General features: G+C 41.5%; 23 protein-coding genes. 14 read left to right on the forward strand and 9 right to left on the reverse strand.

All coding sequences use genetic code 11. From position 1 onward, the window contains the following. Positions 1-154 precede the first annotated feature (154 nt). Positions 155-2,149 (forward strand): acetoacetate--CoA ligase, encoded by a 1,995-nt coding sequence (locus tag ACZ5B7_RS12940; RefSeq protein WP_464494046.1) that lies wholly within the window; start codon positions 155-157, stop codon positions 2,147-2,149. Between the two features lie 48 nt (positions 2,150-2,197). Here ACZ5B7_RS12940 and ACZ5B7_RS12945 read toward each other — a convergent pair whose 3' ends face one another. Continuing rightward, positions 2,198-2,623, reverse strand: a complete 426-nt coding sequence (locus ACZ5B7_RS12945; RefSeq protein ID WP_464494047.1) for an HIT family protein — start codon at positions 2,621-2,623, stop codon at positions 2,198-2,200. 165 nt (positions 2,624-2,788) lie between these two features. On the opposite strand from ACZ5B7_RS12945, the gene ACZ5B7_RS12950 reads away from it, so the two are divergent. The 4 genes from ACZ5B7_RS12950 (at position 2,789) to ACZ5B7_RS12965 (ending at position 6,842) form a co-directional block, all read left to right on the forward strand. Beyond that, positions 2,789-3,079, forward strand: a complete 291-nt coding sequence (locus ACZ5B7_RS12950) for a hypothetical protein (protein ID WP_213115825.1) — start codon at positions 2,789-2,791, stop codon at positions 3,077-3,079. Between the two features lie 135 nt (positions 3,080-3,214). Further along, positions 3,215-4,876 (forward strand): AAA family ATPase, encoded by a 1,662-nt coding sequence (locus ACZ5B7_RS12955; protein ID WP_464494048.1) that lies wholly within the window; start codon positions 3,215-3,217, stop codon positions 4,874-4,876. Positions 4,877-5,163: 287 nt separating this feature from the next. Continuing rightward, a complete protein-coding gene (locus ACZ5B7_RS12960) occupies positions 5,164-5,523 on the forward strand; it encodes a P-II family nitrogen regulator (protein ID WP_378581639.1) in 360 nt (119 codons plus the stop codon). Positions 5,524-5,528: 5 nt separating this feature from the next. Then, positions 5,529-6,842, forward strand: a complete 1,314-nt coding sequence (locus ACZ5B7_RS12965) for an ammonium transporter (RefSeq protein ID WP_464494049.1) — start codon at positions 5,529-5,531, stop codon at positions 6,840-6,842. 77 nt (positions 6,843-6,919) lie between these two features. Here ACZ5B7_RS12965 and ACZ5B7_RS12970 read toward each other — a convergent pair whose 3' ends face one another. Further along, positions 6,920-8,125: a nitrate/nitrite transporter gene (locus tag ACZ5B7_RS12970; protein ID WP_464494050.1), complete on the reverse strand. Its 1,206-nt coding sequence runs from the start codon at positions 8,123-8,125 to the stop codon at positions 6,920-6,922. A 216-nt stretch (positions 8,126-8,341) separates the two neighbouring features. On the opposite strand from ACZ5B7_RS12970, the gene ACZ5B7_RS12975 reads away from it, so the two are divergent. The 4 genes from ACZ5B7_RS12975 (at position 8,342) to nirD (ending at position 14,293) form a co-directional block, all read left to right on the forward strand. Continuing rightward, positions 8,342-9,280 (forward strand): (2Fe-2S)-binding protein, encoded by a 939-nt coding sequence (locus ACZ5B7_RS12975; protein WP_464494051.1) that lies wholly within the window; start codon positions 8,342-8,344, stop codon positions 9,278-9,280. After that, the gene (nasC, locus tag ACZ5B7_RS12980) at positions 9,277-11,412 is read left to right on the forward strand and encodes an assimilatory nitrate reductase catalytic subunit NasC (protein WP_464494052.1); all 2,136 of its coding nucleotides are present in this window, start codon (positions 9,277-9,279) and stop codon (positions 11,410-11,412) included. Before ACZ5B7_RS12975 ends, nasC begins: the two co-directional genes overlap by 4 nt. 106 nt (positions 11,413-11,518) lie before the next feature. Continuing rightward, complete coding sequence (gene nirB, locus ACZ5B7_RS12985) at positions 11,519-13,933, forward strand: nitrite reductase large subunit NirB (protein ID WP_464494053.1); 2,415 nt, start codon at positions 11,519-11,521, stop codon at positions 13,931-13,933. 33 nt (positions 13,934-13,966) lie between these two features. After that, entirely contained in the window at positions 13,967-14,293 is a 327-nt protein-coding gene (nirD, locus tag ACZ5B7_RS12990) for a nitrite reductase small subunit NirD (protein ID WP_464494054.1), read from the forward strand. Positions 14,294-14,421: 128 nt separating this feature from the next. Here the strand turns inward: nirD and ACZ5B7_RS12995 are convergent, their stop codons facing one another. The 6 genes from ACZ5B7_RS12995 to ACZ5B7_RS13020 are packed head-to-tail and all read right to left on the reverse strand — an operon-like array spanning position 14,422 to position 18,449. Further along, positions 14,422-15,219, reverse strand: a complete 798-nt coding sequence (locus ACZ5B7_RS12995) for a formate/nitrite transporter family protein (protein WP_464494055.1) — start codon at positions 15,217-15,219, stop codon at positions 14,422-14,424. 25 nt (positions 15,220-15,244) lie between these two features. Continuing rightward, positions 15,245-15,808, reverse strand: a complete 564-nt coding sequence (locus tag ACZ5B7_RS13000; RefSeq protein ID WP_464494056.1) for a hypothetical protein — start codon at positions 15,806-15,808, stop codon at positions 15,245-15,247. 13 nt (positions 15,809-15,821) lie between these two features. Continuing rightward, complete coding sequence (locus ACZ5B7_RS13005; RefSeq protein WP_464494057.1) at positions 15,822-16,433, reverse strand: SCO family protein; 612 nt, start codon at positions 16,431-16,433, stop codon at positions 15,822-15,824. Beyond that, the gene (locus tag ACZ5B7_RS13010) at positions 16,426-17,604 is read right to left on the reverse strand and encodes a cbb3-type cytochrome c oxidase subunit I (RefSeq protein ID WP_464494058.1); all 1,179 of its coding nucleotides are present in this window, start codon (positions 17,602-17,604) and stop codon (positions 16,426-16,428) included. Before ACZ5B7_RS13010 ends, ACZ5B7_RS13005 begins: the two co-directional genes overlap by 8 nt. An 11-nt stretch (positions 17,605-17,615) precedes the next feature. Next, a complete protein-coding gene (locus ACZ5B7_RS13015; protein ID WP_464494059.1) occupies positions 17,616-17,912 on the reverse strand; it encodes a hypothetical protein in 297 nt (98 codons plus the stop codon). Positions 17,913-17,930: 18 nt separating this feature from the next. Then, positions 17,931-18,449: a cupredoxin domain-containing protein gene (locus ACZ5B7_RS13020; protein ID WP_464494060.1), complete on the reverse strand. Its 519-nt coding sequence runs from the start codon at positions 18,447-18,449 to the stop codon at positions 17,931-17,933. 258 nt (positions 18,450-18,707) lie between these two features. Here ACZ5B7_RS13020 and ACZ5B7_RS13025 point away from each other — a divergent pair, with 258 nt between their 5' ends. Both ACZ5B7_RS13025 and ACZ5B7_RS13030 read left to right on the forward strand, forming a co-directional pair. Then, entirely contained in the window at positions 18,708-19,055 is a 348-nt protein-coding gene (locus tag ACZ5B7_RS13025) for a YrdB family protein (RefSeq protein WP_464494061.1), read from the forward strand. 143 nt (positions 19,056-19,198) lie between these two features. Further along, positions 19,199-20,047 (forward strand): VOC family protein, encoded by an 849-nt coding sequence (locus tag ACZ5B7_RS13030; RefSeq protein ID WP_464494062.1) that lies wholly within the window; start codon positions 19,199-19,201, stop codon positions 20,045-20,047. Between the two features lie 46 nt (positions 20,048-20,093). Here the strand turns inward: ACZ5B7_RS13030 and ACZ5B7_RS13035 are convergent, their stop codons facing one another. After that, positions 20,094-20,822 (reverse strand): FadR/GntR family transcriptional regulator, encoded by a 729-nt coding sequence (locus ACZ5B7_RS13035; protein WP_464494063.1) that lies wholly within the window; start codon positions 20,820-20,822, stop codon positions 20,094-20,096. A 190-nt stretch (positions 20,823-21,012) separates the two neighbouring features. Here ACZ5B7_RS13035 and ACZ5B7_RS13040 point away from each other — a divergent pair, with 190 nt between their 5' ends. The 3 genes from ACZ5B7_RS13040 to msrA all read left to right on the forward strand — a co-directional run bounded on the left by ACZ5B7_RS13040 (position 21,013) and on the right by msrA (position 24,584). After that, positions 21,013-22,404: an FAD-binding oxidoreductase gene (locus ACZ5B7_RS13040; protein ID WP_464494064.1), complete on the forward strand. Its 1,392-nt coding sequence runs from the start codon at positions 21,013-21,015 to the stop codon at positions 22,402-22,404. Beyond that, a complete protein-coding gene (locus ACZ5B7_RS13045) occupies positions 22,404-23,378 on the forward strand; it encodes a bile acid:sodium symporter family protein (RefSeq protein WP_464494065.1) in 975 nt (324 codons plus the stop codon). Before ACZ5B7_RS13040 ends, ACZ5B7_RS13045 begins: the two co-directional genes overlap by 1 nt. A gap of 249 nt (positions 23,379-23,627) precedes the next feature. Then, positions 23,628-24,584: a peptide-methionine (S)-S-oxide reductase MsrA gene (gene msrA / locus ACZ5B7_RS13050; RefSeq protein ID WP_464494066.1), complete on the forward strand. Its 957-nt coding sequence runs from the start codon at positions 23,628-23,630 to the stop codon at positions 24,582-24,584. Positions 24,585-25,641: the final 1,057 nt, after the last annotated feature.

The following is a 25,641-nucleotide window of genomic DNA, read 5'->3' on the forward strand; positions in this document are numbered from 1 at the left end:
TTTCTTGAAGTCTATTCTTTAGAAAAATACCCAACATTTCTTTTCAGATGAGTTTTTTCATTTTTTGAAAAATTAAGAAGGAAATCACTATACTAAACTCGTATATGGTAAGTGTAGCTAAAATAATTCGAACATGACATTTGGGGGAATAGCAATGACGATTGAAAAAATGGAAGGAAAGTTGTTGTGGGAGCCTTCACAACAATTCCAGGATGAATCGAACTTGAAAAAATTCATGATATGGCTGGAAGAAACACGGGGACTGCACTTTGATACATATGAACAGTTATGGAAGTGGTCAGTTACCTCGATTGAAGGCTTTTGGTCTGCCGTCTGGCACTATTTTGACATTCAGGCGAAAACGCCATATGAAGAGGTTTTAAAGGTAAGGAAAATGCCAGGGGCTCAGTGGTTTCCTGGAGCTACTTTAAACTATGCAGAGCATGTATTTCGGAATGAAAGCCCTGAAAAAGATGCAATTATATACGAAAGTGAAAACCGAACGCAGGGGAAAATAACCTGGGCTGAATTGAAAAAGAACACCGCGGCCATTGCCGAATATCTTAAATCACTTGGAGTTCAGCCGGGAGACCGTGTAGTAGCGTATGCGTCCAATATTCATGAAACGATTACAGCCTTTCTTGCTTGTGCCAGCATCGGGGCCGTCTGGTCAAGCTGTGCACCTGAATTTGGGATCATGAGCGTAATTGACCGCTTTAAGCAAATTGAACCTAAGGTATTGTTTGCCGTTGATGGTTACCGGTATGGAGGAAAAGACTTTGATCGCCTTGAACTGGTGAAAAAAATCCAAGCGGAACTGCCAACTCTACAGCAAACAATCATTATCCCAAACATAAATGAAGAGCCAAATATCGGACAGTTAACGAACGCTGTCTTGTGGAATCATCCACTTGAAATTACAACAGGGGCAGAATTATCATTCGAGGCAGTGCCATTTGACCATCCACTGTGGATTTTATATTCATCCGGTACTACTGGCAAACCAAAAGCGATTGTCCAAAGCCAGGGCGGAATCTTATTAGAGCATTTTAAAATGATGGCGCTGCAAAGCAATATCTCTAAAGATGACCGTTTCTTCTGGTATACCACCACTGGCTGGATGATGTGGAATGTAGTTGTAAGCGGTTTACTGGTGGGTTCAACGATTCTATTATATGATGGTAATCCAGCATATCCAAATTATGATACATTGTGGAAATTTGCCGAATCTTCGAAAATGACCATGTTCGGAACAAGTGCGGGCTTCATTACGGCTTGCATGAAGGCAGGCCTGAAGCCGAAGGAACAGTTTGACCTTTCCCATTTAAAAAGTATCGGGTCAACGGGGTCACCTCTTCCTGTCAGCGGATTTGAATGGGTGTATGAACAGGTGAAAGAAGACCTTTGGCTCGTTTCGACAAGTGGCGGAACTGACATTTGTACCTCAATCGTTAGTGGTGCACCTACCCTGCCAGTTCATACTGGTGAACTGCAGTGCCGAGCGCTTGGTACTGCTGTAAAGTCATTTAATGAACAGGGCGAAGAGCTGACAGATGAGATAGGAGAACTCGTCATTACCGAGCCGACACCATCGATGCCGATTTATTTTTGGAATGATGAAAGCGGCGAGCGTTACCGCGACAGCTATTTTGACATGTACCCAGGCATTTGGCGCCATGGTGATTTTATTAAAATCACTTCAAGGGGCAGCGCCATCATATACGGGCGTTCGGATGCAACGATTAATCGCGGCGGAGTCCGGATGGGGACAAGTGAAATATATAGTGCACTAGAAAAGGTGCCTGAAGTCCTTGATAGCTTAGTTGTCGATCTGCCGCTAAGTGCCGAGCAATCCTATATGCCTTTATTCGTAGTTTTAAAACAAGGAACTGAGCTGTCTGACGATGTGAGGTCCCGAGTTAATCAAGCTATTCGTAAAGATTGTTCCCCTAGGCATGTTCCAAATGAAATTTTTGTAGTTGAGGAACTGCCGAAAACGTTGAACGGAAAGAAGCTAGAGGTACCGATCAAGAAAATTTTGATGGGAACGCCTGTTGAAAAGGCAGTGAATACAGGCTCATTAGCGAATCCTGATACTTTACAATATTTCATAGAATTTCAGAAAAATCTAAACGGCTTACAAAAATAAACTTTTAGGCCGCTCACAAGGTGGGCGGCTTTATTATTGTTTTCTGGATTAATCTAAATTGGCTTTAATCTGTTTGATCATATCTGAATATTCTTTGTCAGTCGGATAAACTTTGCCGGGATTCATTACGAAGGTTGATCCCCAATTATCTTCTCCTTCATATTTTGGGACGACATGCAAATGTAAATGATGTAATGTATCACCGTATGCACCATAATTTATCTTATTTGGTTGGAAAGCCCTGTCAATAGCAGCTGCTACCTTTTTTACATCGTTCATAAATAAAGATAATTCCTGGTCACTAAGTTCAAAAAGTTCCTTTACGTGATCCTTATATACTACATTACATCTGCCTTTATAGGTTTGCTCTTTAAAGAGAAAAACTGTGGAAACACCAAGATTAGCTATTTTAATCATAAGATTGTCTCGTCTTTCATCCTCCATGCAATACATGCAATCTTTATTTAATCCCATCCATTTTCATCCTCTTCTCTAGTTAAATATAGTAAATATAAATTTTTCTCGTTTATTGTGCTCATATCTTGTCTAATTTTAAACTATTTTGTTTATAATAAAATTTTTCACTATTCTCACCAGCTAATTCTACACGAATATTATGTAGTAAGGAGGTGATGAATAATGTCTTTTGCACTTGCAGATTGGATGCTCTATACGTTGTGGGCTGCATTCGGACTTATGCTTATTGATTTTCTGATAGCTTTTGTAAAATCATTTTGGAAAGGCTCATTCAGCCCAACATTAGTTTTAGACTATCTTAAGGATGTCCTCTACTTCATCTTCCCATTAAATATCCTCATTTCAATGCTCTCCATAGACCCGTCAGGATGGATACTGGTAACCTTCTATTTTATTGGCGGTATCGCCATTTCTCTCAAGTATTTATTTGATATTTATAAGAAATTTAAATAATCTGGTTTATAGAAACCCTCCTTTGTGGAGGGCTTTTTTGATGAAAATATTTCTTCATGCCTGACACCTTTCTTGTCAACAAGGAAGCCTATTTTTCATAGAATATTCCACAAATTTAAGAAGGGATGTGAGACCTTGAGGAACTATCAGTGGGTCAAATGGCGGAAAATTATCCTCTGGGTTGCGGTTTTCGTGTTTTTAGTCATGCTGTTGGTAAAAGGAGGACCTGCAGCATGGAATATCGCGATAACTATTTTAGGTTTTGTCTTCCAATTGTTTTTTGCCATGATGTTTATGATTATTCAGTTTGTTGCTCTATTTTGGTTTCTGGCCAGGGGGCGAACCTATTGGATCTTGCCAGGTGAAACAGGTTCCTCTTGGGATGATTATCGAGGAAACCCTGAAATTGTAGAAAATGCCAAGCGTATTGTCACCCTCCTTAAAGGTGTGAAGGAATTTAAGGAAATGGGGGGCGAAGCTATAAGGGGATTATTGCTTTGCGGACCCCCTGGGACAGGAAAATCTTACTTGGCCCAAGTCATAGCGAATGAAGCACAAGTACCATTCGCCTATGCATCTGCCCCTAGCTTTCAAAATATGTTCTTCGGTGTAGGAAACCTTAAAGTCATGGGTTTATATAAAAAAGCTAGAAAACTTGCAAAATTATATGGCGCCTGTATTATCTTCATCGACGAAATCGATGCCATCGGAATGAGCCGTCAATCAGGCGGCGGAGGCGGCGGAATGATGGGAGGGATGATGGGAATGGGCGGCGCCGGCCTTTTAAATGAGCTCCTCCTGCAAATGGATCCCCCGAATATTGACAGCTCCTGGTTTGCCAAGCTACTGCGCACGCTAGGCTTAAGGCGTAAAAAGGCTGAACGACCTCCGGTTTTGACGATTGGAGCGACCAACCTACCGGATGTTCTTGACCAAGCGCTGCTCAGACCCGGCCGTTTCGACCGAAAGCTTTGGGTTGATTCACCTGACTATGATGGTCGGGTAGACGTCTTCTTCTATTATCTTCAAAAAATCAAGCGTGATAAGTCGCTGACTCCAGAACGTGCTGCATTAGACACCATCGGCTATAGTCCAGCCCAAATTAAGCATATTGTCAACGAATCAATTGTCATCGCTCACCAGCGCGGGGCACAGGTTTCGAGCTATGAGGATTTCCGAAATGCAATGGAAACATATGAATGGGGGCTCAAACAGCCGCTTCGTTCGATGAGCGAAGATGAAAAACGCAATGTTGCTTATCACGAGGCTGGTCATGCTGTGGCACAGTACCTGTTGAAACCGCATGAACGAGTTTGGAAGGTTACTATCATTCGCCGTGGTGGAGCCCTCGGTCTTGCGGCCACGAAACCAACCCATGAAAGATATAACCGCAGTGACAGTGAAATTCTTGCAGAAATACAAGTTTGTCTTGCCGCCAGGGCGGTGGAGGAAGAATTCCTTGGGAAAAAATTAAATGGCGTCACATCTGATCTGCGGCAGGCAACAGAGCTTGCCGGTGCATACCTCGGTATTGTTGGGATGGGAGATGAATTGTTCAGTTGGCTTGCCTTGGGGTCGCGAGCCGATGGCCTAAGGGCTCTTCGTACAAAAATAAACCAGCTGTTAAAGGATGAAATGACCAATGTGAAAAAGCTGGTTCTTGAGAATGCTGCCTTCGTCCACGCGATTGCAGGAGAACTGCTTAAGCGGGGCGATTTAACCGGAGATGAAATTGAACAAATATATAAAGGACTAAATGGCCAACAGAGCCTGGAAATGCCAGAGGTCGGGGCATAATTATAAAAAAGAAAGAAACCAGTTAATCCTTTGATTGACTGGTTATTTTATAGAATTTATCCTTTACACATTTTGTATATTGGTAATGTGCTTGAAAGAGGTAAACCAATAAGCTGTGAAATATTGAGGAGCATTTTCTTTTTAGGAAAAAAGGGATGCTCCTTTTTCTATTAAATTGAGTTAAAGACTGTAATATTTATATTTTAATTGACAGTAATTTTGCAAATGTTATATTATTTATCATTATATGTTATAAAAGCTAACACAGAGAAAGGCGGTCCACCTTAATGAAAAAAATTGAAGCCATTATCAGGCCTGAAAGACTTACTGAGACCATAAAAGGGCTAAAGAGTATAGGTATTACTGGGTTTACCGTTTCGCAGGTGGTTGGCAGAGGAAAGCAGAAAGATACTCAAGGTGTATACCGCGGGAAAAATTACAAAGTGACCCTCCATCCAAAAGTAAAATTGGAGATCATCCTTTCCGATTACATGGTGGAACGGACCATTCGGACAATTGTTGGCGCTGCGCAAACTGGAGAAGATGGGGACGGAAAAATTTATGTTTATCCGATTTTAGAGGCGTATAACATCCGGACAGGTGAAACGGATGATGATATTGATGACTTGCAGAAAAAGGAGGGATGAGTATCATGGAACTGATCTACTTAAATTCGGTTTGGGTCGTCCTTGCAGCGGCAATGGTGCTGTTTATGGAAGGCGGATTTAGTCTACTCGAAGCTGGCCTGGTTCGAACAAAAAACGCCGTAAACGTGACCATGAAAATTTTTGTGGATTTAACGGTTGGTGCTTTAGCTTTCTGGCTGATTGGATTTGGTGTGATGTTTGGGAAGGATGTTAATGGATTTTTTGGAACCACACTTTTTGGACATCCGCAAAATATTACCCTTTCCATTGACCTGCCGAGCACGGCCTTCGTGTTGTTTCAAATGGGCTTTGCGGTTGCCTGTATTTCGATTGTCTCTGGTGCTGTTGCCGAACGAATGAACTTTAAAGCCTATATTTTAACAGCTGCCTTAATCTGTATCATTGTATATCCACTTTCCGGACATTGGATTTGGAGCGCAAACGGCTGGCTTGCGAAACTAGGGATGAAGGATTTTGCCGGATCGGCCGCTATTCATGCGGTAGGTGGCTTTGCAGCTTTTGCTATGGCGAAATGGCTGGGGCCGAGGAAAGGAAGATTCAATTCCGATGGAAGCACGAATGTATTTGCTCCAAGTAACATACCTTTAGCTTCAGCCGGAACGTTCATTTTGTGGTTTGGCTGGTTTGCCTTTAATACTGGCAGCACCTTGGATGCTTCTAATAAAGCCTTTGCTTCTATAGCTATTAATACGATGCTTGCAGGAGCGAGCGGCGGAACAGCGGCTCTTTTTATGACGATGAAGAAGTTTGGTAAAGCGGATCCGAGTATGATGATCAATGGGGTATTATCTGGGTTAGTGGCTATAACAGCAGGATGTGCCTTTGTTTCTCAATGGAGTGCAATCATCATTGGTATTATCAGCGGTATCATTGTCATATACGCAACGTTAATAGTGGACTATTTAAAAGTAGATGACCCTGTAGGTGCAGTGGCGGTTCATGGGTTTAATGGTGTATTCGGCACCATCGCGGTTGGATTGTTTGATCAGTCTCATGGGTTATTCACTTCAGGGGATTTTTCTCTTATTAAAATTCAACTATTGGGTGCTGCAGCAGTAGTTATTTGGGGACTTATCTGCGGATCGTTTATGGCTTTTGTATGCGAGAAAACGGTTGGACTCCGGGCGACGGAACGAGAGGAAGAAGAAGGATTGGATATGTCCTATCACGGTATTCCAGCCTATAACGAATTAGAGCGATTCGCGGATTTGCCTGCCAGCTTGTACAATTTTGAAGAGTCAACAGGTATCACCGTAGCTCCAAGCGGAGGGAAAAAAGTTTCCAGGGATGCGGTATAATTTAAAAGCCAGTATATCGAAATCCGATATTACTGGCTTATTTCTTTTATCAAAGGTTACCTCCCTTAACGAAAGGATTAAATTTTTATTGAAGCATCATTTGAAATCCATTTTTTTCGCCATGATTGCTGAGCATTGGCAAGGACAATCAGTACAGTCACACCCAAGACTGCATAAACGATAAAACCAATTTGGTATGTTCCGGTTACTTGTTTGAGTGTACCAAGAATATTCGGGACAAAAAATCCGCCAACCCCTCCAGCTGCCCCGACAATGCCGGTTATCATACCAATTTCCTTTGAGAACCGTTGAGGAACTAATTGGAATACCGCGCCATTGCCCATTCCGAGGCAAAGCATGCCGATAAATAAAAAAGTTATCGCCAAATAAAGGGAAGGAAGCTGGCTTACACCGAACATATTGAGTGCTGCTGCAATCAATAAAAAGGTAAGCAGCCGAACCCCGCCTATTTTATCCGCAATATAACCCCCGATTGGGCGAAAAAAACTACCGGCAGCTACACAAAGGGTTACAAAATCGCCCGCCTGAACTTTTGATAAGTGGTATTGATCTACGAAAAAGATGCCCAGAAAGCTGGATAGTCCCACGAATCCGCCGAAAGTAAAGCTGTAAAACAAGGAAAAATACAAAGTGTCCTTTTGTTTGAAAATTCGCAAATATCCCGTTATTGGTTTAGATTCTGGTTGGGAAGGAGGATCTTTCGCCAAAATGATATAAACGATGAAAACAATTAAAAGCGGGATACAGGCCAGTCCCATTACATTATGCCAGCCATAAGCTTCAGCCAAACGAGGGCTGAACAATGTAGCAAAGAGTGTACCGCTGTTTCCGGCACCTGCAATCCCCATTGCCAACCCCTGCAAATGCGGTGGATACCAACGGCTCGCCATCGGAATGGCTGCAGCAAAGCTTGCTCCAGCTACGCCAAGTAAGATGCCTATTAAATAAAGTTCAGTTAATGTATTTCCGAGTTGCCATCCCCACAAGAGGGGAATCAATGAGATGACCATTCCGAAAATGGCCGTTTTTCGCGGACCAATCCGGTCTGTTAAAACCCCGAAAATAAGGCGGAAAAAAGAGCCGCTAAGAATCGGGATGGCGACGATGAATCCCTTTTCAGAAGGTGATAGATTAAAGTCATTTGCAATATACACTCCTAGAGCCCCTAACATTACCCAAACCATGAAACTGACATCAAAGTATAAAAACGATGACAGCAGCGAGGGGGCATGCCCACTTTTTCTTAATTCTATTAATCTCATCTCCATTCCTCCATTGCTCATTAAGTGCTTTAGATAATTCCCTTGCTGTTTTCAAGAATAATAGGTCAATTTTGTTTTGTCTCAAAACCTGTAAGGTCATCTGACACAGAATTTTTTATGTTAGAAAATGTAACGTGTTCAATTTCTTTTTTCGATTTTTATGAAATAATGTGGGATATTCAATTATTTCATCACTAGTGGAGGTGTTATTTGGTTATGGAAAGACCAGCCCTAGTTGGAAACAGAATGACTAAAGGGGGCTTGAAAGCAGCTGCCATGCCTCTAAACAAAGTCATTTGCAAATGCAATAGAGTAACGAAAGAAGCCATTTTGGAGGCGGTTCAAAAGAATGGGTTAACAACCGTTGAACAAATAAAAACTTGCACAAAAGCATCTAGTTCTTGCGGGGGATGTAAACCGCTAGTAGCAGATCTCCTATCCTTAATTCAGAGTGATCAATTTGTTGAAGTGAATTTATTAAAACCCTTTTGTTCTTGCACATCATTAACAGAAGAAGAAGCGGTTAAGGAGATGCAATTAAGGGGATTAACTACTGTCCAAGAGGTAAGAGCGGTTCTCAAATGGGCAAATGCGATTGGCTGTCCAACCTGTACCCCAGCGATTCAATATTATTTAAGCATGATAGATTCGCAATATGAGAATAAACAAGCCAACATGCAAGGTAACATCAAAACTAATATCGGGGAACAAACATGTAAATGTGACTGGCATCCCGCTCCTCAAATATCGACTTGCCTCCAAATGAAATTTGAAAGGCTTTTAACACCCTATCCTATAAAAATTGATATTGCCCCATGTATGCATAATGTAGAGGTTCCTGTAACAAAGGATATAGGCCTGATTGGAATTGACAGGGGCTGGGAAATTTATGTAGGCGGCAGCGCTGGGCATATCCCTCGAAGCGGAAAATTATTATGTATTGCAACAACCAAGGAAGAAGCAATCGAAATGGTTTCTGGTTTTATCCAATATTACAGAGAAACAGCCAATTACCGTGAGAGGACATGGCAATGGTTAGAACGAGCGGGCTTAATCCATGTAAGAGAAGTATTGTTTGACGATGAGCTTCGCCAGCAACTGCTGGAAAGGCTGAGAGAGGATGAAGAGAGGGAAGAAAAGGGTGGGCGTCCATGACTGAGTTATTATTAAAGTATTTTCGAACGAAGCAGCAGGAAGCGGAAAAGGAAAAAACGTACGATACACAGTGTCCATTTTGCAGCATGCAATGTAAGATGCAGTTGATCGAACAATCGATTATTTCTAGGAAAAAATATATGACAGTGGGGAAGGATAATCCAACTTCCGAGGGTCGCTTATGCATGAAGGGTGCAAATGCCCATCAACATGCCTTCCATCGCGACCGTTTGAAATACCCGTTATTAAAAGTAAATGGGGAATTTGTGCGCATTTCCTGGGAGGAAGCATTAAACCACATCAAAGAAAAGGTTACCCAAATTCAGGAGGAGGATGGTCAGAATGCCTTGGCCGTTTACGGAAGTGCGTCAATAACAAATGAAGAAGCCTACCTGCTGGGTAAATTTGCACGGGTAGCGTTAAAAACCAAATACATTGATTATAATGGCCGTTTTTGCATGTCTGCCGCAGCTTCCGCCGCCAACCAAACGTTTGGAATGGACAGAGGCTTCACCAACAGCTTATCCGAAGTTCCGTTTGCACGGTGCATTATTTTAGCAGGAACAAACATTGCCGAATGTCAGCCTACTATCATGCCATATTTTGAGAAGGCAAAAGAAAACGGTGCTTTTATCATTGCCATAGACCCTCGAGAAACGGCGACAACGAAAATGGCTGATTTACATTTACAGCTAAAACCGGGTACTGATGCGGTACTAGCCAACGGGTTATTAAAGGTCATCATCCAAGAAGGATATTTGGATCATGGGTTTTTAAAGAAGCGGGTAAAGGGTTTTGAAGCTGTTAAAGACTACGTCCTCAGCTTGGAGTTGGACCAAATTGCAGACCAAACAGGAGTATCCGTCGAGCAAATTCGAACAGCGGCGAGAAAGTTTGGAAAAGAAGAATCAGGAATGATTTTTACCGCTAGAGGAGTGGAGCAGCAAATAGATGGCTCATTTACTGTGCGTAATTTCCTGAATATTCTGCTTGTTACTGGTAAAATCGGGAAGCCAAATTGTGGTTATGGAGCGATTACCGGTCAGGGAAATGGCCAAGGAGCAAGAGAACACGGTCAAAAAGCAGACCAGCTTCCAGGTTACCGCTCAATTGAAAATGAGGAACATCGCGAATTTATGGCCCGTGTCTGGGGAATCCCTGTGGAGGAATTGCCCGGAAAGGGCATTTCAGCCTATGAAATGATGGAAAAAATTCATGAAGGTGAAATAACGGGAATGCTGCTCATGTGTTCCAACCCGATTGTTTCCAATCCGAATGCCGTTTTCGTACAAGAAGCTCTAAAAAAATTAAAATTCTTCGTTGCCGTTGATTTATTTGTGTCCGAGACTGCTAGATTAGCAGATTTAATTTTACCAAGTTCTTCTTATATTGAAGATACAGGGACAATGACGAATGTAGAGGGACGGGTATTGTTAAGGGAAGCGAGCTTTCCTAGTCCTGGAGAGGTGAAACATGATTGGGAGATAATTTGTGACATCGCTAGAGTTCTTGGTCAGGAGAAACATTTTTCCTATTCATCTCCGGAAGCCATTTTTAATGAATTACGAATGGCGAGCCGTGGAGGAATCGCTGATTATTTCGGCATAACATATGATCGTTTAAAAAAGGAAGGCGGTTTGTTATGGCCGTGTCCGGATGAATCCAGCAATGGGACAAATAGATTGTTCGAAACTTCTTTTGCCCATCCGGATGGCAAAGCGGTTATGGCGGTAGTGCCAAATGAATTGGCCGCTTCCAAAGAAAAAACAAACGAAGAGTATCCGTTATATCTAACAACAGGCCGAGTCGTTTCGCATTATTTAACAGGTGTGCAAACAAGAAAAAGCTCGGCATTAGCCGCAAGAAACATTGAATCCTTTCTGGAAATCCACCCTTCAACGGCAAAGGCCTACGGAATCGGCGATGAAAAGTTGGTGAAAATCGAATCTAGAAGGGGGAGTATTGTTGTGAGAAGCAAATGGTCGGAAACAATACGTCCGGATACGGTGTTTGTTCCTTTTCATTGGGCGGATTCGCAAAATGTTAACTTGCTCGTAGCAAAGGAACTGGATCCGATTTGCAAAATGCCGGGTTATAAATTGAGTGCGGTTAAAGTAAGCCCGCTTTTTTGAATGAAAGCTTTAATTTAAAAACTACGTTAGGAAACCTTACATGAATGGTAACAAGTTGAAAAGGGTGTGATATATTTTAAAAAACTTAACAAGGAGGGAATGCCAGGTGGAGAAGAAAAAGCTAGTTCTAGTTGGGAATGGAATGGCTGGTGTAAGAACCATTGAAGAAATCCTGAGTATTTCAAAAGAATTGTTTGAGATTACTATTTTCGGAAGCGAGCCGCATCCGAATTATAATAGAATTTTGCTCTCGAAGGTTCTGCAGGGTGATACAAGTGTTCAAGATATAACTTTAAATGACTGGGCATGGTATCGTACTAACAATATTCAGTTATATACGGGTGAAACAGTCATCAAAATTGATTGCAGCAGGAATGCAGTCATTACAGATAAAGGGAGGATAGAACCTTATGATGAATTAATTTTGGCAACGGGTTCGCTACCCTTCATCCTTCCAATACCGGGTAAGGATTTAGATGGGGTAACTGCTTTTCGTGATATTAAAGACACAGAAGTCATGCTTGAAACATCCAAACAATTTAAAAAGGCAGCAGTAATTGGAGGAGGCCTGCTGGGGCTTGAAGCGGCAAGGGGACTACTAAACTTAGGAATGGATGTTACGGTCATCCATCTTGCCCCCTATTTGATGGAACGCCAATTAGACCCAACCGCCGGGAAACTGCTGCAAACAGAATTAGAAAAACAAGGCGTGAACTTCTTATTAGAAAAACCAACACAGGAAATCTTGGGAGAAGAACGGGTAAAAGGATTAAGGTTCAGTGATGGGACAGACCTTGAAGCGGACTTAGTGGTGATGGCAGCCGGAATCAGACCAAATGTTGACCTGGCAAAAGAAAGCGGACTCCTTGTCAATCGCGGCATTGTTGTCAATGACTATATGGAAACGAATATCCCTCATATTTATGCGGTTGGTGAGTGTGCAGAGCACAACGGAATTGCTTATGGTTTAGTGGCACCTTTGTACGAACAAGGAAAAATTTTAGCCAAACAAATCTCCAAGGTAAGAACGGAACCTTATAAAGGCTCTATTTTATTTACCCAGTTGAAGGTTTCGGGTGTTGAAGTTTTTTCAGCCGGTGACTTTTATGAGGAGAAAGACAAAAAAGCCATCAAAGTCTTTGATGAACAAAATAACATTTACAAGAAAATCGTCTTATCGGGTGATCAAATTGTCGGTGCTGTTCTATTTGGTAACAGCAGCGAAGGAAACCGTTTAGTTTCCATGATTCAAAAGAAAACAGACATTTCCAATTTAACAAAAGTGGCCATTTTAAACCAAAATGGTGAGGATTCCGGAGACAGTCTGACTGCTGCCATGAGCAATGAAGAAATTATTTGCGGCTGCAATGGCGTGTCAAAAGGTACTATCATCGAAGCGATTCAGGAAAAAGGCTGTTCGACCGTCAATGATATTAAGGAATGTACGAGTGCATCCCGTTCCTGCGGAGGCTGCAAACCACTTGTAGCAGAGATTTTACAGATTACCTTAGGATCCGAGGCTGATGTCTCTTTGCAAAAAGAACCGATTTGCAGCTGTACATCACTATCAAGAGATGAAGTGATTGAAGAAATTAAAACAAAAGGGTTGACCCACATAAAAGAAGTTATGTTTGTCCTGGGTTGGAGCACGGAAGAAGGCTGCTCGAAATGCCGCCCTGCTCTAAATTACTATTTGGGAATGGTTAATCCAACCGGTTATGAAGATGAAAAACAATCGCGTTTTGTGAATGAGCGTATGCATGCGAATATTCAAAAAGATGGAACATATTCAGTCGTTCCACGGATGTATGGAGGTGTGACAAATTCACATGACCTAAGGAGGATTGCAGACGTGGTTGATAAATATGATATTCCATTAGTCAAATTAACAGGGGGACAGAGAATTGACTTGCTTGGGGTCAAAAAAGAAGACCTGCCAAAAGTATGGAAGGATTTGGACATGCCGTCCGGGTTTGCTTACGGAAAATCGCTTCGGACGGTAAAAACCTGTGTCGGAGATCAGTTTTGCCGATTCGGCACCCAGGATTCAATCAGTCTGGGAACCATGCTGGAAAAGAGATTTGAAGGGCTGCAAACTCCTCATAAAGTAAAAATGGCCGTATCCGCCTGTCCTAGAAGCTGCGCTGAGTCGGGATTCAAAGATATTGGTTTTATCGGAATAGATGGTGGCTGGGAAATTTATGTCGGCGGAAATGGGGGAACCCACATTCGCGGGGGAGACATATTGTACAAAGTAAAAACGGAAGAAGAAGTTATGGGGATTACGGGCGCCTACCTGCAATATTATCGGGAAACAGCCAACTATTTAGAACGAACATCGGCCTGGATTGAGCGTGTTGGTTTGGAGCATGTCCGCGCTGTGTTAGATGATCAGGAAAAACGTGCAGCATTAAATGCCAGAATGGAAGAGGCTATATCAGTCATTAGGGACCCTTGGAAAGAAATTACTGAGGATCAAAAAGTGCGAAAAGAGCTGTTTGAAAGCATGGTCATGTCGTAAGAATGATAATAGGTGGAGGGGGGAATAATTCCTGTGAATAAAAGCATATCAAAAATTCCGCTTGGCTATGTTCATGAATTCCCGGAGCGCTTAGGTAAAACGGTTCAAATAGGGGATAAAGAAGTGGCGGTTTTCAAATTATCAAACGGGATGTTTCGGGCAGTTGAAAATCGGTGTCCTCACCGCGGCGGAGTATTAAGTCAAGGAATCGTAAGCGGTGAGTTTGTCTTTTGTCCGATGCATGATTGGAAAATTTGTTTGCAAGATGGTAAAGTTCAAAAGCCCGATATTGGATGTGTGAAAAGCTATCAAACAATAATAGAAGGGGAAGATGTATTTCTTCTTATTGATGAAAGATAATTGAGAGGAAGAGGGCCCCATCAAAATATGGTGGAGCTCTCTTTAAAGTGTCCGAACGAAACAAGCAAAAATCTTCCTTTATAATTATTAACCTCTCGTTTCAAATCCTTCCGCGGATACAGTTTGGCTTATTGAATCCTTTTTCCTTTTTTATATACCAAATGAAGCACTAATCCAGTAAAGAAAAAGCCGCCAATAAAGTTTCCGATTGTGACAGGAATTTGATTCCAAAGCCACCAGTCCCCAAACGAAATATGCGCGCCCATTAACATGGCTGTTGGAATAAGGAACATGTTTACGACAGCATGCTCAAAGCCGTGGGCAAAAAAGAGAAAGACCGGAAGCCACATGGCGGCAATTTTTCCAATAGTAGAACTCGATACAAAGGCCATAAAGGCTCCGAGCGTTACCATCCAATTACAAAGAACCGCTTTAGTTACCGATAGGATGATACCTTCTCCGCCCATACTTTTATAGGCTAGGGTTTTTCCTTCGGCAACGGTGATAATCTTTTCAATCATCGGTCCGTCCGTTAAATGACCAAGCTTGGTGGCGGCGATATAAAATAATACGCCATACAAAATGCTTCCTAAGAGATTTCCAAGAAAAGCCCAGAAGAAGTTATAAATAACGTTCCAAGTAGAGGTTAGCCCTCTGATTTTAGCAAGCGGCAGCATCGCGAAATTGCCGGTTACCAATTCCAGCCCCAATAACAAGATAAACACAAAGCCTGCTGGAAAAACAAAAGCACCGACAATACTTAGCTTAGTATCAATTGCAGCCGTAAATGCAAGTGTAGTGGCAAATCCCAAATAGGCCCCCGACAATATTCCCTTAATTAACAGATCTTTTATCGATAATGTGGATTTATAGGCACCTGTATTAGCAACATCCTCAATTAGCTGGGGAGGTTTAATATAGTCCAAGCTTGATCCCTCCATCTTCCGGAGATTAATTCTTACTTTTTAATCCAAAGAAAAACGCTTTGCAAAAAAATAAAAATAACAATAATAGGGAGAGTGCCATTAGAGTTTTTCCTAGTTGGACTTGCTGCCCAGTTAAATAATTATTGCACAGGCGGATTGGTGCTTCGGAGTAAAGCCAGCCCATGACGAATTGCATGGAAATGAGATTTGCCCAGACAAACCCTTTAACAATGGAAGGAAGCTTCCCCCAGCTTAAAGCGAGGGGAAGGCCGATGAGCAAAGGAACGGTAAGGAATTTCATCGTTTCATAAAAGGCACTGTTAAGCGCTGCATCAAGAGCTCTTGGTAATATCCAAAAGGTACTCGTGAAAACAACAAGGAGCAGACCGAGAGACCCATAACTATTAAAGTTGGAAACTATTTTATCGATACGTTTCCTAATCCCGCTTCCAAATAAATAGCCGGAAATGGCTAACAATGGAATCTGGATAAGCATTTGGCCGATCATGGAATCCTCAAGTCCCGTTCTCACCGACGGTTTACATAATATTATTATTAATATAATGCTTAGGGAGATTTTCCAGTTCATCTTCGTTCCCCCTTTAAAATGAAATCTCTTGCTTAAGTTCTTCTACGACTTTTTCAGCAGGATCGTAATTAAAGATTCGTATTAATCGGCCTTCAGGATTGATTAGGTAAAATGCTGCATTGTGCTCAAAACCATTCTTAATCGGGATGACAATGACACCCGCCTTCTTTAATAAGAAATCCAGTTCCTTTTGGTCAGGAACACGGACCATTTTCCAGTCTGCACCATCCGCTTCGTACATTTCACGGTGGTGTTCTAGCATCATCGGAGTATCCCGTGCGGGGTCGAAACTAATACTTAATAACTGCAATTTTTCACCCAAAATGTCAGGAGGAAGGCTTGAATAAATTTTATTAAAGTTGATTTCAACTAACGGACATACTTTTCCACATGAAGCATAAATAAAAGTGGCTAAAACGTATTTTCCTTTTAAGGCAGAAAAGGTAAATGTTTTTCCCTTGCTATCCTCAAGTGTGACATTTGGAATTTGGGGGCGATTATTCAGCACATCAATTCTACGTGCCTGTTCAGCGGTGAAGGCTTGAAAATGATCGGTTGTATAAAATAAAAAGCTAATGCCAAGGATTGTAATCCCCACCAACATCAAAATACTTTTATTATCCATCGGTCGGTGTTCCAAAATCATCTGTATTGGTAACCTTTGAACCAATCTTACTGGAATTGTTAAGGAACCGGACAACGAATAAAAGGAACGTTAGCGTAACAGCTATCCCGAAGAGGGCAGCGATCACATCGGCAGGAATCCATTCCGGTAAATGCTCAGCCCATCTTCTTGGAGCGCTGGTTTTTCCAGAAAATAAGAAGGAACCTGTCAAACCTAGCAGGGTCAAAACAAAAAGCCATAATGTTAAAAAGTCGAATTTGCGATCAACTCGTCCGCCTTCCACTTTTGTGAGGTAGTACATGAATCCAAGAATCATCGAGCATGCTCCGATTCCCATGTACATATGGAAATGCCCTGGCACCCATTTTGTATTGTGCATCACGTGGTTGATTACAATCGTAGCATCGATGATCGCCGGGAAAACGCCAATTACCCAGCCGAAAATGGAAAGGAAGAGGAAGCTTGCTGCCACGTCCCATTTAATTCCGGAGCGGTAAATGATCATTAATGTTCCAACAGCTGTAACGGCTAAGGCTGGTATACCATTCAAATATGATAGAGCTTGCCCCATGATCAACATCCATTTTGGCATGACGGTGTCCATCAAAAGATGATGCGGGTAAACTAGAATTGTAAATAATGTTGAAAAATTCCAAGCAATTAAAAATATTTTATTGGATTTCCATGGCCTTCCAGTGTATCTTGGCAGTAATTCATAGACCACAATTACCCCCATGTAAATGGTGGAGTTGGCAAAAATATGACCGAATGAATAGGTTAAGTTTTTGGCAAGAAGAGGGTCGATCTTAAAGCTTGGCATGGCGAGGTTTATGAGGCTCATGACCAGGACGGAAGCCCCGGTAATGAGAGCAATGATGTCAACTATACATACCATGGTGCTGGCAACAATGGTTGGGGGTGGGCCAAAGCCATCTTTTCTCCCAAGTATTTGCGGCCAACCAAGTGATGCAGCTAAACTTCCGTATACTTTGATGATCGCACGGGCGGCTTCTAAGAAAAAAATCAAAAACGCTGTTCCAATCACTAACATACCGCCTAAATAAAGAGCAGCACCTGTTTTTCCCCACATGCCCCCTGAAATGGCAGGGAGGGGATACAAAAATGTCCAAGCACCAGCAAAATCAAAAGAGAAAATACTAACTAACACCATGGCAACGCCAACTAGGAAAAGAATAAGGTAGAGCTGAAAACAGCCCTTTTTAAACGGACATATTGGCTTAAGAAATACCACATGATGGAGGAAACAGCGAGTGCGGCTGCTCCGATCATTCCGGTTCCATGAAGGGTCATAATCTTATAAAACAAACTGGTATCCAAGACAAGTAACTTTCCTTGGCTGAGGAGCATGAGAACGCCAACGATCATCATAAGCAGGACCAATGCTCCGCTTAAGGCTAGCGGAAAAACAACGATTCTTTTTGTCTTTGGATCGATATCAGCACTCAATGAATGCATCATTTGTTCAACCTCCCAAATTTATTCAGAGACGGTGATTTCACGTTTCATAATGTGATGGGCCAACCCACAATATTCCAGGCATAAAATGCTATATGTGCCGGGTTCCGTAAATTGATAATAAACAGTATTGGTGTATTCAGGCATCGCCTGCGTTTGGGCGACAATGTTCATCGCATTGTCATATAAACCAAAACCGTGATTAACATCTTTACTTGTGACGTGAAAGGCGATATAGTCACCAACCTTAAATTTATCCTGTGAGACTTCGAAGCTAAATTGCATGGCCGTAACATCAACATCGAGAGGAGTTCCGTTCGCTGCTGCCCTTTCAAAGGGTAAGTTTTTTAAGGTAACGTAGCTTGCGAGTAGAAATGTTGAGAATAAAATTAGGAACCAAATGTTGCGAATAAAGTAGCCTTTTTTCTGAATGCCTGAGTAGTCTTTTTTATTGCCGGAATTGAGTAGGACGAAGAGGAAAATAACCATCACAAAAGCACTAGTAAGCAGCGTAATGACCCAGGATGCTTGTTGATACATAAACCAATCCCCCTTATTTAAATCAATGCTTTCCTTTACACTAACGAGGCAGAGATGGAGAAAAAGCAGGAGTCTGAGAAAATCATACAAAATAAAATTTAAAATTACCGTTAAAAATATCACATTTTTCTAAATATTTTTACTTTTTTGTTGGATGGAAATCTCTTGATAAAACTAATTAAATTAGTTAAAATATTAATGATAATAGTTTTGTGGTTTGAGTAAGTGAAAAAAACAAAGGAACGGGGGATTTTGTAAATGAGCATGCTTGCCGGTCTGCAGTCATTTAATGTTGCGTTGCGATTTTTATTAGAACTTTGTTCTCTTTTCGCAGTGGGCTATTGGGGGTATAACACAGGAGACAGTCGTGTTGTTCAATGGATTCTCACGGTTGGAGGTCCTTTAGTTATGGCTGTTATATGGGGATTGATGGGGTCCCCAAAAGCCCCGATAAAATTATCTGAACCTTTTCATTTTATCTTGGAAATCATTGTGTTTGGCCTGCCGGTCTTATTGCTTGCTCTGCTTGGAAAAGATGAGATTGCTTGGTTCCTAGGGATTGTTGTGGTTATAAATAAAATTTTAATGATTGTATGGAAACAATAATGGGGGAGAGGTATACCTCCTCTTTTTTTAATGAATAGAATTTATCCTTTACACATCTTTTTATTTTGATTTAGAATATCTTCAAATTGAGATAATAATTTTTGAAAATAAAACTTAAAATAAATAAAAAAGGATTGAGGCAAATGGAAAAATTCCATCAGAAACCTAATACTTATGTTGGAGAAGTTAGCATAAACGTAAAAAGTCTGGAGTACTCGCTGACATTTTATCAAAATATTATTGGTTTGAAAATATTGGAAAGATCAGACAGTCGTATAGTTTTAACAACAGATGGAAAAACACCGTTATTAACACTAGAGCAACCTGAAGATGTTATCCCGAAGGTGGAACGTACTTCCGGTCTTTATCATTTTGCAATTCTTTTGCCAACGCGTTCAGATTTATCAGTGTTTTTACGCCATTTGCTTGAGACCGGTTACCCGTTAGGCGCTGCTGATCATTATGTAAGTGAGGCAATGTATTTAAACGATCCTGACGGAAATGGGATAGAAGTTTATCGGGACCGTCCTTCGAGTGAATGGAGGTGGAAAAACGGACTAGTTTCCATGGCCACAGAACAACTGGATGGTAATGGTATTCTTGCTGAGAGTAATGCGGAATGGACTGGTTTGCCTGCGGGAACAATCATGGGTCATATTCATCTTCATGTTGGGGATTTGAAAAAAGCGGAGGAATTTTATACAAAAGGTTTAGGTTTTGAAATTGTAAGTTATTATCCGCAAGCAGTATTCCTGTCAACTGAAGGGTATCATCACCATATTGCAATCAATACTTGGCAGGGGGAAGGGGCGCCGACACCACCACGTAATAGTGTGGGACTTAATTGGTATACTCTTGTTTTTCCAGATGAAACAGCGAGGGAAGAGGTTGTAAAGCGGGCTCGTGAATTGGGCGCACCGGTAAGAGAAGAAGTTGGATTTGTAGAGACCTGTGACCCGTCTGGAAATCGGATTCGAATGGTTTTATTGTAAAATAATGAGTCATAAATAAACCTTCCAATCATGTGGATTGGAAGGTTTATTTAAGGTTCTGCTCCAAGAAAAATTCAGTCATCTCTTTTCGTATCTGAGAAATATGTTTTTCCATAAGCTGTTTGGCTAGAAGGGAGTCTCCTGTGGCGATGGCTAAATAAATTTGTTTATGCTCATCAAACGTATCTTCTACACTTTCGGAATCAGTCAAACGCAGTTTTCGTGTAGCCCGAATAGTATCTTCCATACGTTCGCTAAGCGACTGAATCAACTGTAAAAAAATAGAATTATGGGAAGCGCGGACAATATTCTTATGGAAATTGACATCTGCTTGAAGCCCAAGTTCCACATCATCATTGGAATTTCTCATTAATTCCAGTGAATCAAGGATTTGCTCCAGGTCATCGGTTGTGGCTCTTTGTGATGCCAAAAAGGCACATTCTACCTCCAAAACGCGGCGTAGCTCAAGCATTTCAAATATTAATTTTTTTTTATTATTTACGATAGAGAAGGAAAAATCACTCTTTGTATCTGGTATAGGGTCTGCTTTTAAGAAGGTCCCACTGCCTTGTCTAATTTCAATAAAGCCCTCAATCTCCAGCTTCCGCAATGCCTCTCTTACCGATGTCCGGCTGATATTAAAAAGACTCGCGAGTTCTCTCTCCGTTGGCAGCTTTTCTCCTGGAGGAAGTTTTCCATTTAAAAAAGATTCTTTTATTTGATCAATGACCACTTCATATGCTTTTTTCCTTGGCAGCTGCATGTCTTTTTTCATTCCTCTCAATTTCACCAATCATCATAATATTATCATACAAAAATTTTTTCAATAGTTACAATTTTATAATTCAAAATGGTTGATTTTTTCAGACTATTCACTATAATAAATTAAAGGTTGGACCAATTTCAAGTGATTAAAAATTGGTATGACCTATTGTTTGGAATTTTAGAGGAATCAGGTGAAAGTAATGTTAACAAATGAAGAATTGGTAGCTTCGCTGAAAAGTGTGTTACCAGCTGAACAAGTATCCATCAATGAAACGATTAGAGAGCAGCATGGCAAGGATGAATCGTATCATACTCCAAGTATGCCGGATGTAGTTGTTTTTCCTGCTTCGACAGAAGAAGTAATCAAGATAATGAAACTGGCTAGTCAATACAAAGTACCGGTCGTGCCATTTGGAAGAGGAACCAGCTTAGAAGGTCACGTCATTCCATATGATCACGGAATTACGATAGATTTTTCTCTTATGAATAAGGTTTTAGAAGTAAGGGAAAATGATTTCCTCGTGAGAGTACAGCCGGGAGTTACGCGCACCCAATTAAATAAAGAACTCAAAAAATATGGGCTGTTTTTCTCCGTTGACCCGGGAGCGGATGCAACTTTAGGAGGTATGGCAGCAACGAATGCCAGCGGAACGACAGCAGTCAGATATGGAGTAATGCGCGACCAAGTCCGTGATTTAGAGGTTGTTCTTGCAGACGGCACGGTGATACATACGGGTAACTTAGCGGAAAAATCTTCATCCGGCCTGCATTTAAACGGATTGTTTGTCGGGTCTGAAGGAACGCTCGGCTGCTTCACTGAGTTAACGTTGCGTGTCTACGGTATTCCGGAATATGTGATGGCAGCGCGCGCATCATTTCCGTCCGTCCAGGATGCCGTCTCGGCGGTGGTTGGCATTTTACAGGCTGGAATTCCTGTAGCACGAGTGGAGCTTGTCGACGAACCCTCTATGAAACAAGTAAACTTGTTTAACGATACGAATTATAAGGAACAGCCCACATTGTTTATGGAATTTCACGGAAATGAGGCAGGCTTAAAACAGGACGTGGAATTTATGAAGGAAATCGTCTCCGACTATCATTGTGAAGGCATTGAATACGAAACCGATCAGGCTGCGTTAAACCAGCTATGGGAAGCCCGTCATAATTTGGCCTATGCCTTTATTCACGGTTATCCTGGTAAAAAAATGATGACAACAGATGTTTGTGTACCCATTTCAGATTTGGGAGCAGCCATTGATAACGCAAGAGCAGCTTTAAATAAATTAGATTTGCCAGGAGGCATCGTGGGGCATGTCGGCGATGGCAATTTTCATGCGCTCATCATGATTGATATGAATAACCCTGAAGAAATTAGAAAATCAGAAGAATTCAATGAAGTTATCGTAATCGATGCTCTTGAACGAGGTGGTACTTGTACTGGAGAGCACGGAGTCGGAGTAGGGAAGCAGAAATATCAGGAGCGGGAGCATGGACAAGCGCTGCAGGTGATGGAAAAAATCAAACTAGCACTGGACCCAGAAAACCTCTTGAATCCAAATAAACTTATCAAAGTGAAGCGGGAGTTAGTCTGATGAAAATAATGGAATCTATTAGTTCGATTGCTGGAAAATATTTTGCTGTGTGGGTAATTTTAATTGCTACTATTGCATTTATTGCACCTGCTCCATTTTTAGTGTTCAAAGGTTATATTACGATTTTGTTGGGCGTAGTCATGTTCGGTATGGGTCTAACCTTAAAAGCAGTGGATTTTAAGCTTGTTATCACCAAACCAATCCCGGTTATTATCGGGGTATGTGCCCAATTTATCATCATGCCGGTTACCGCGTTTTTGATTGCCTATTTTATGAATTTACCTGCTGAATTGGCTGCTGGGCTTGTTCTTCTAGGATCCGTCCCAGGCGGAACGGCATCAAACGTCATGGTTTACCTAGCAAAAGGGAATGTTCCACTATCGATTACGATGACATCCATTTCCACACTTTTGGCACCAATCGCAACGCCAGCAATTTTCTTGTTGCTTGGCGGTAAATGGATGCCTGTTGATCCGATGGCGATGTTTATGTCAATCGTTCAAGTCATTATTTTTCCAATAATCTTAGGAATTGTGATTCGGAAATTCCTACCTGGAGTGGTAGAGAAATGTAACTCTGTGTTACCGTTGATTTCAGTTGTTGCGATTATCTTGATTGTATCTGCGGTTGTTTCGGGAAGTGCCGATAGTATCGCATCCGCTGGATTTTTAACATTTGCTGCAGTCATGATACACAACGCATTTGGTTTGCTTCTTGGCTATTTAACTGGTCTTGTCTTGAAGCTTGATGAGGGGACCCGCAGGGCAATTTCAATCGAAGTCGGTATGCAAAACTCTGGATTGGGTGTGGCACTGGCAACTGCCCATTTTGGACCATTAGCCGCTATCCCAAGTGTTTGCGGCGCCGTTTGGCACAATATTACAGGTCCAATTCTAGCTACGTATTGGTCAAAGAGACCAGCAAATCAGGGGCAAATGAGCAGCGGTCAGGAACAGGAAAAGAAGGCTATTTAATGTAGGGAGGCACCTTTTGGTTTAGGTGCCTTTTCTTTATTTTTTTAGCGGTTGGAAAGTATTTTGTTAAAAGTGGAAAGTAAAGTGGTTAGTTTGGGAAGTAAATGTTTCAAATTGGAAACTAAAAGCCTTAATTCGGAAAGTATTTCTGCATATCCGGAAGGTATTGGTAAAAAACGGTAAATTTAAAAACTGTTAGGCCTTTTGATACAATTAATAATTGTAATAAACTCAAGGAGGGAAATCCAAATGTCTCAACAACTTGAAAAGGCAACCTTCGCGGGCGGCTGCTTTTGGTGCATGGTATCGCCGTTTGATGAACAACCTGGGATTAAAGAGGTCATATCTGGCTACACGGGCGGGCACAAGGAAAATCCCACTTATGATGATGTACGCTCAGATTCGACCGGACACTATGAAGCAGTTCAAATTCAGTTTGACCCGTCAATCTTCCCCTATGAAAAATTGCTCCATATTTTTTGGCGGCAAATCGACCCGACTGATGCCGGTGGGCAATTCAGTGACAGAGGGGAGTCTTACAAGACGGCAATTTTTTATCATAATGATAAACAAAGGGAATTGGCTGAAGCATCAAAGGCTGAATTGGAAGTGAGCGGGCGTTTTCAGATGCCAATTGTAACCGAGATTCTGCCGGCAGGTCCGTTTTATCCGGCTGAGGATAAACACCAGAATTATTATAAGAAAATACCTTTTCACTATAATCATTATTTCGAAGCTTCAGGACGGGCTAAATTCATACGTGAAAATTGGAAAAAGCGGAAAAGTGACGAGGAGCTTAGGTTGGTATTAACGCCGCTTCAATACGAAGTAACAAAGAATAACGCAACCGAACCACCATTTAAAAATGAGTATTGGGATTATATAGAGGATGGAATCTATGTTGATATCATTTCGGGAGAACCACTGTTCAGCTCGAAAGATAAATATGATGCAGGCTGCGGCTGGCCAAGCTTTACAAGGCCATTACGGCGCATCGAACTTGAAGAGAGGTTTGACACGTCCCACGGGTTAAGGCGAATTGAGGTTCGCGCGAAAACCTCGGATTCCCACTTAGGACACGTATTCGATGATGGACCCGGCCCTGACCGAGCAAGGTATTGCATAAATTCCGCAGCCCTTCGGTTTGTTCCAAAGGAAAAGCTAGTAGAGGAAGGATACGGCGAGTTTAGGAAATTGTTTGATTAGGTATAATTTCAATTTTAATGCCACAGTACAAGCTGACTGTGGTATTTTTATATTAATAATAGGAAATTATTGGAGGAATAAGCTCTGAAATATTGGCTGATTTTTTTGGCGGACATTATGGTGAAGTATTTGGTCTGGCTTGTCCTTGCAGGAACAGTCTTTATCCCGAAACATAGCGGGGATAGGGAACTCATGGTAGTTATCTATTTTGTTGTTATCTTTTCCTTAATAGTCTCTTTTAAGCTGCTAAAGAAAAGCTCTAATAGATTTCTATTTTGGATATGGTTTTCGCTAATGGCTGCACAAAATGTCCTTTACCATATCTATTCAATAATTAGTTATAAAAACGACCTCACAGGATTTACAATTTTCAGATGGGATTATCTTCTATGGGAACTCGTGGTTCCATCATTGGTATTTATTGTACAGATCATTTTTTTTGTAGTTTATGGAGTGCTGAAGAAATTTGGTTGATTATGATATTTTATAAAAAGAGCGACGCATGAACGAGTAGATGAATTGCCATTCTGCTCGTTAAAAAAGCGCATAACACCCGAAGCAGTAAATGAATTGCCATTCTAGTCGTTATAAAAGGTCTATAACGCCCGAACCATTAAATGGATTGCCGTTCTAGTCGTTATGAAAGGTTCATAACGCCCGAAGCATCAGATGAATTGCCGTTCCGGTCGTTATGAAGGGGCTCATAATGCCCGAAGCATCAGATGAATTACCGTTCCGGTCGTTATGAAAGGTTCATAACGACCGAAGTATCAGGTGGATTGCCAATCCGGTCGTTATGAAAGGCTCATAATGCCCGAAGCATCAAATGGATTGCCGTTCCGGTCGTTATGAAAGGTTCAAAACGCCCGAAGCATTAGATGGATTGCCAATCCGGTCGTTATGAAAGGTTCATAATGCCCGAAGCATCAGATGGAATGCCGTTCCGGTCGTTATGAAGTGTTAATGGCGCCTGAGGAGTTCAATTCTTCTTCACCCTAGTCATTACGAATAACTCTACAAATGCATATTAAATATTAGCTGTCATGGAAGCAGCTTT

The sequence above is a fragment of the Neobacillus sp. S1115 genome (assembly GCF_055385565.1).

Coding starts and splice junctions, on each gene's coding strand:
- ACZ5B7_RS12970 (WP_464494050.1), bottom strand. CDS start 8,125: ATGAGATTAATAGAATTAAGAAAAAGTGGGCATGCCCCCTCGCTGCTG.
- ACZ5B7_RS13005 (WP_464494057.1), bottom strand. CDS start 16,433: ATGGATAATAAAAGTATTTTGATGTTGGTGGGGATTACAATCCTTGGC.
- ACZ5B7_RS13010 (WP_464494058.1), bottom strand. CDS start 17,604: ATGGTGTTAGTTAGTATTTTCTCTTTTGATTTTGCTGGTGCTTGGACA.
- ACZ5B7_RS13020 (WP_464494060.1), bottom strand. CDS start 18,449: ATGTATCAACAAGCATCCTGGGTCATTACGCTGCTTACTAGTGCTTTT.
- nasC (WP_464494052.1), top strand. CDS start 9,277: ATGACTGAGTTATTATTAAAGTATTTTCGAACGAAGCAGCAGGAAGCG.
- ACZ5B7_RS13030 (WP_464494062.1), top strand. CDS start 19,199: ATGGAAAAATTCCATCAGAAACCTAATACTTATGTTGGAGAAGTTAGC.
- ACZ5B7_RS13045 (WP_464494065.1), top strand. CDS start 22,404: ATGAAAATAATGGAATCTATTAGTTCGATTGCTGGAAAATATTTTGCT.
- ACZ5B7_RS12950 (WP_213115825.1), top strand. CDS start 2,789: ATGTCTTTTGCACTTGCAGATTGGATGCTCTATACGTTGTGGGCTGCA.
- ACZ5B7_RS12965 (WP_464494049.1), top strand. CDS start 5,529: ATGGAACTGATCTACTTAAATTCGGTTTGGGTCGTCCTTGCAGCGGCA.
- ACZ5B7_RS13025 (WP_464494061.1), top strand. CDS start 18,708: ATGAGCATGCTTGCCGGTCTGCAGTCATTTAATGTTGCGTTGCGATTT.
- ACZ5B7_RS12975 (WP_464494051.1), top strand. CDS start 8,342: ATGGAAAGACCAGCCCTAGTTGGAAACAGAATGACTAAAGGGGGCTTG.
- ACZ5B7_RS12940 (WP_464494046.1), top strand. CDS start 155: ATGACGATTGAAAAAATGGAAGGAAAGTTGTTGTGGGAGCCTTCACAA.
- ACZ5B7_RS13000 (WP_464494056.1), bottom strand. CDS start 15,808: ATGAACTGGAAAATCTCCCTAAGCATTATATTAATAATAATATTATGT.
- ACZ5B7_RS12945 (WP_464494047.1), bottom strand. CDS start 2,623: ATGGGATTAAATAAAGATTGCATGTATTGCATGGAGGATGAAAGACGA.
- ACZ5B7_RS12960 (WP_378581639.1), top strand. CDS start 5,164: ATGAAAAAAATTGAAGCCATTATCAGGCCTGAAAGACTTACTGAGACC.
- msrA (WP_464494066.1), top strand. CDS start 23,628: ATGTCTCAACAACTTGAAAAGGCAACCTTCGCGGGCGGCTGCTTTTGG.
- ACZ5B7_RS13040 (WP_464494064.1), top strand. CDS start 21,013: ATGTTAACAAATGAAGAATTGGTAGCTTCGCTGAAAAGTGTGTTACCA.
- ACZ5B7_RS13035 (WP_464494063.1), bottom strand. CDS start 20,822: ATGAAAAAAGACATGCAGCTGCCAAGGAAAAAAGCATATGAAGTGGTC.
- ACZ5B7_RS13015 (WP_464494059.1), bottom strand. CDS start 17,912: ATGATGCATTCATTGAGTGCTGATATCGATCCAAAGACAAAAAGAATC.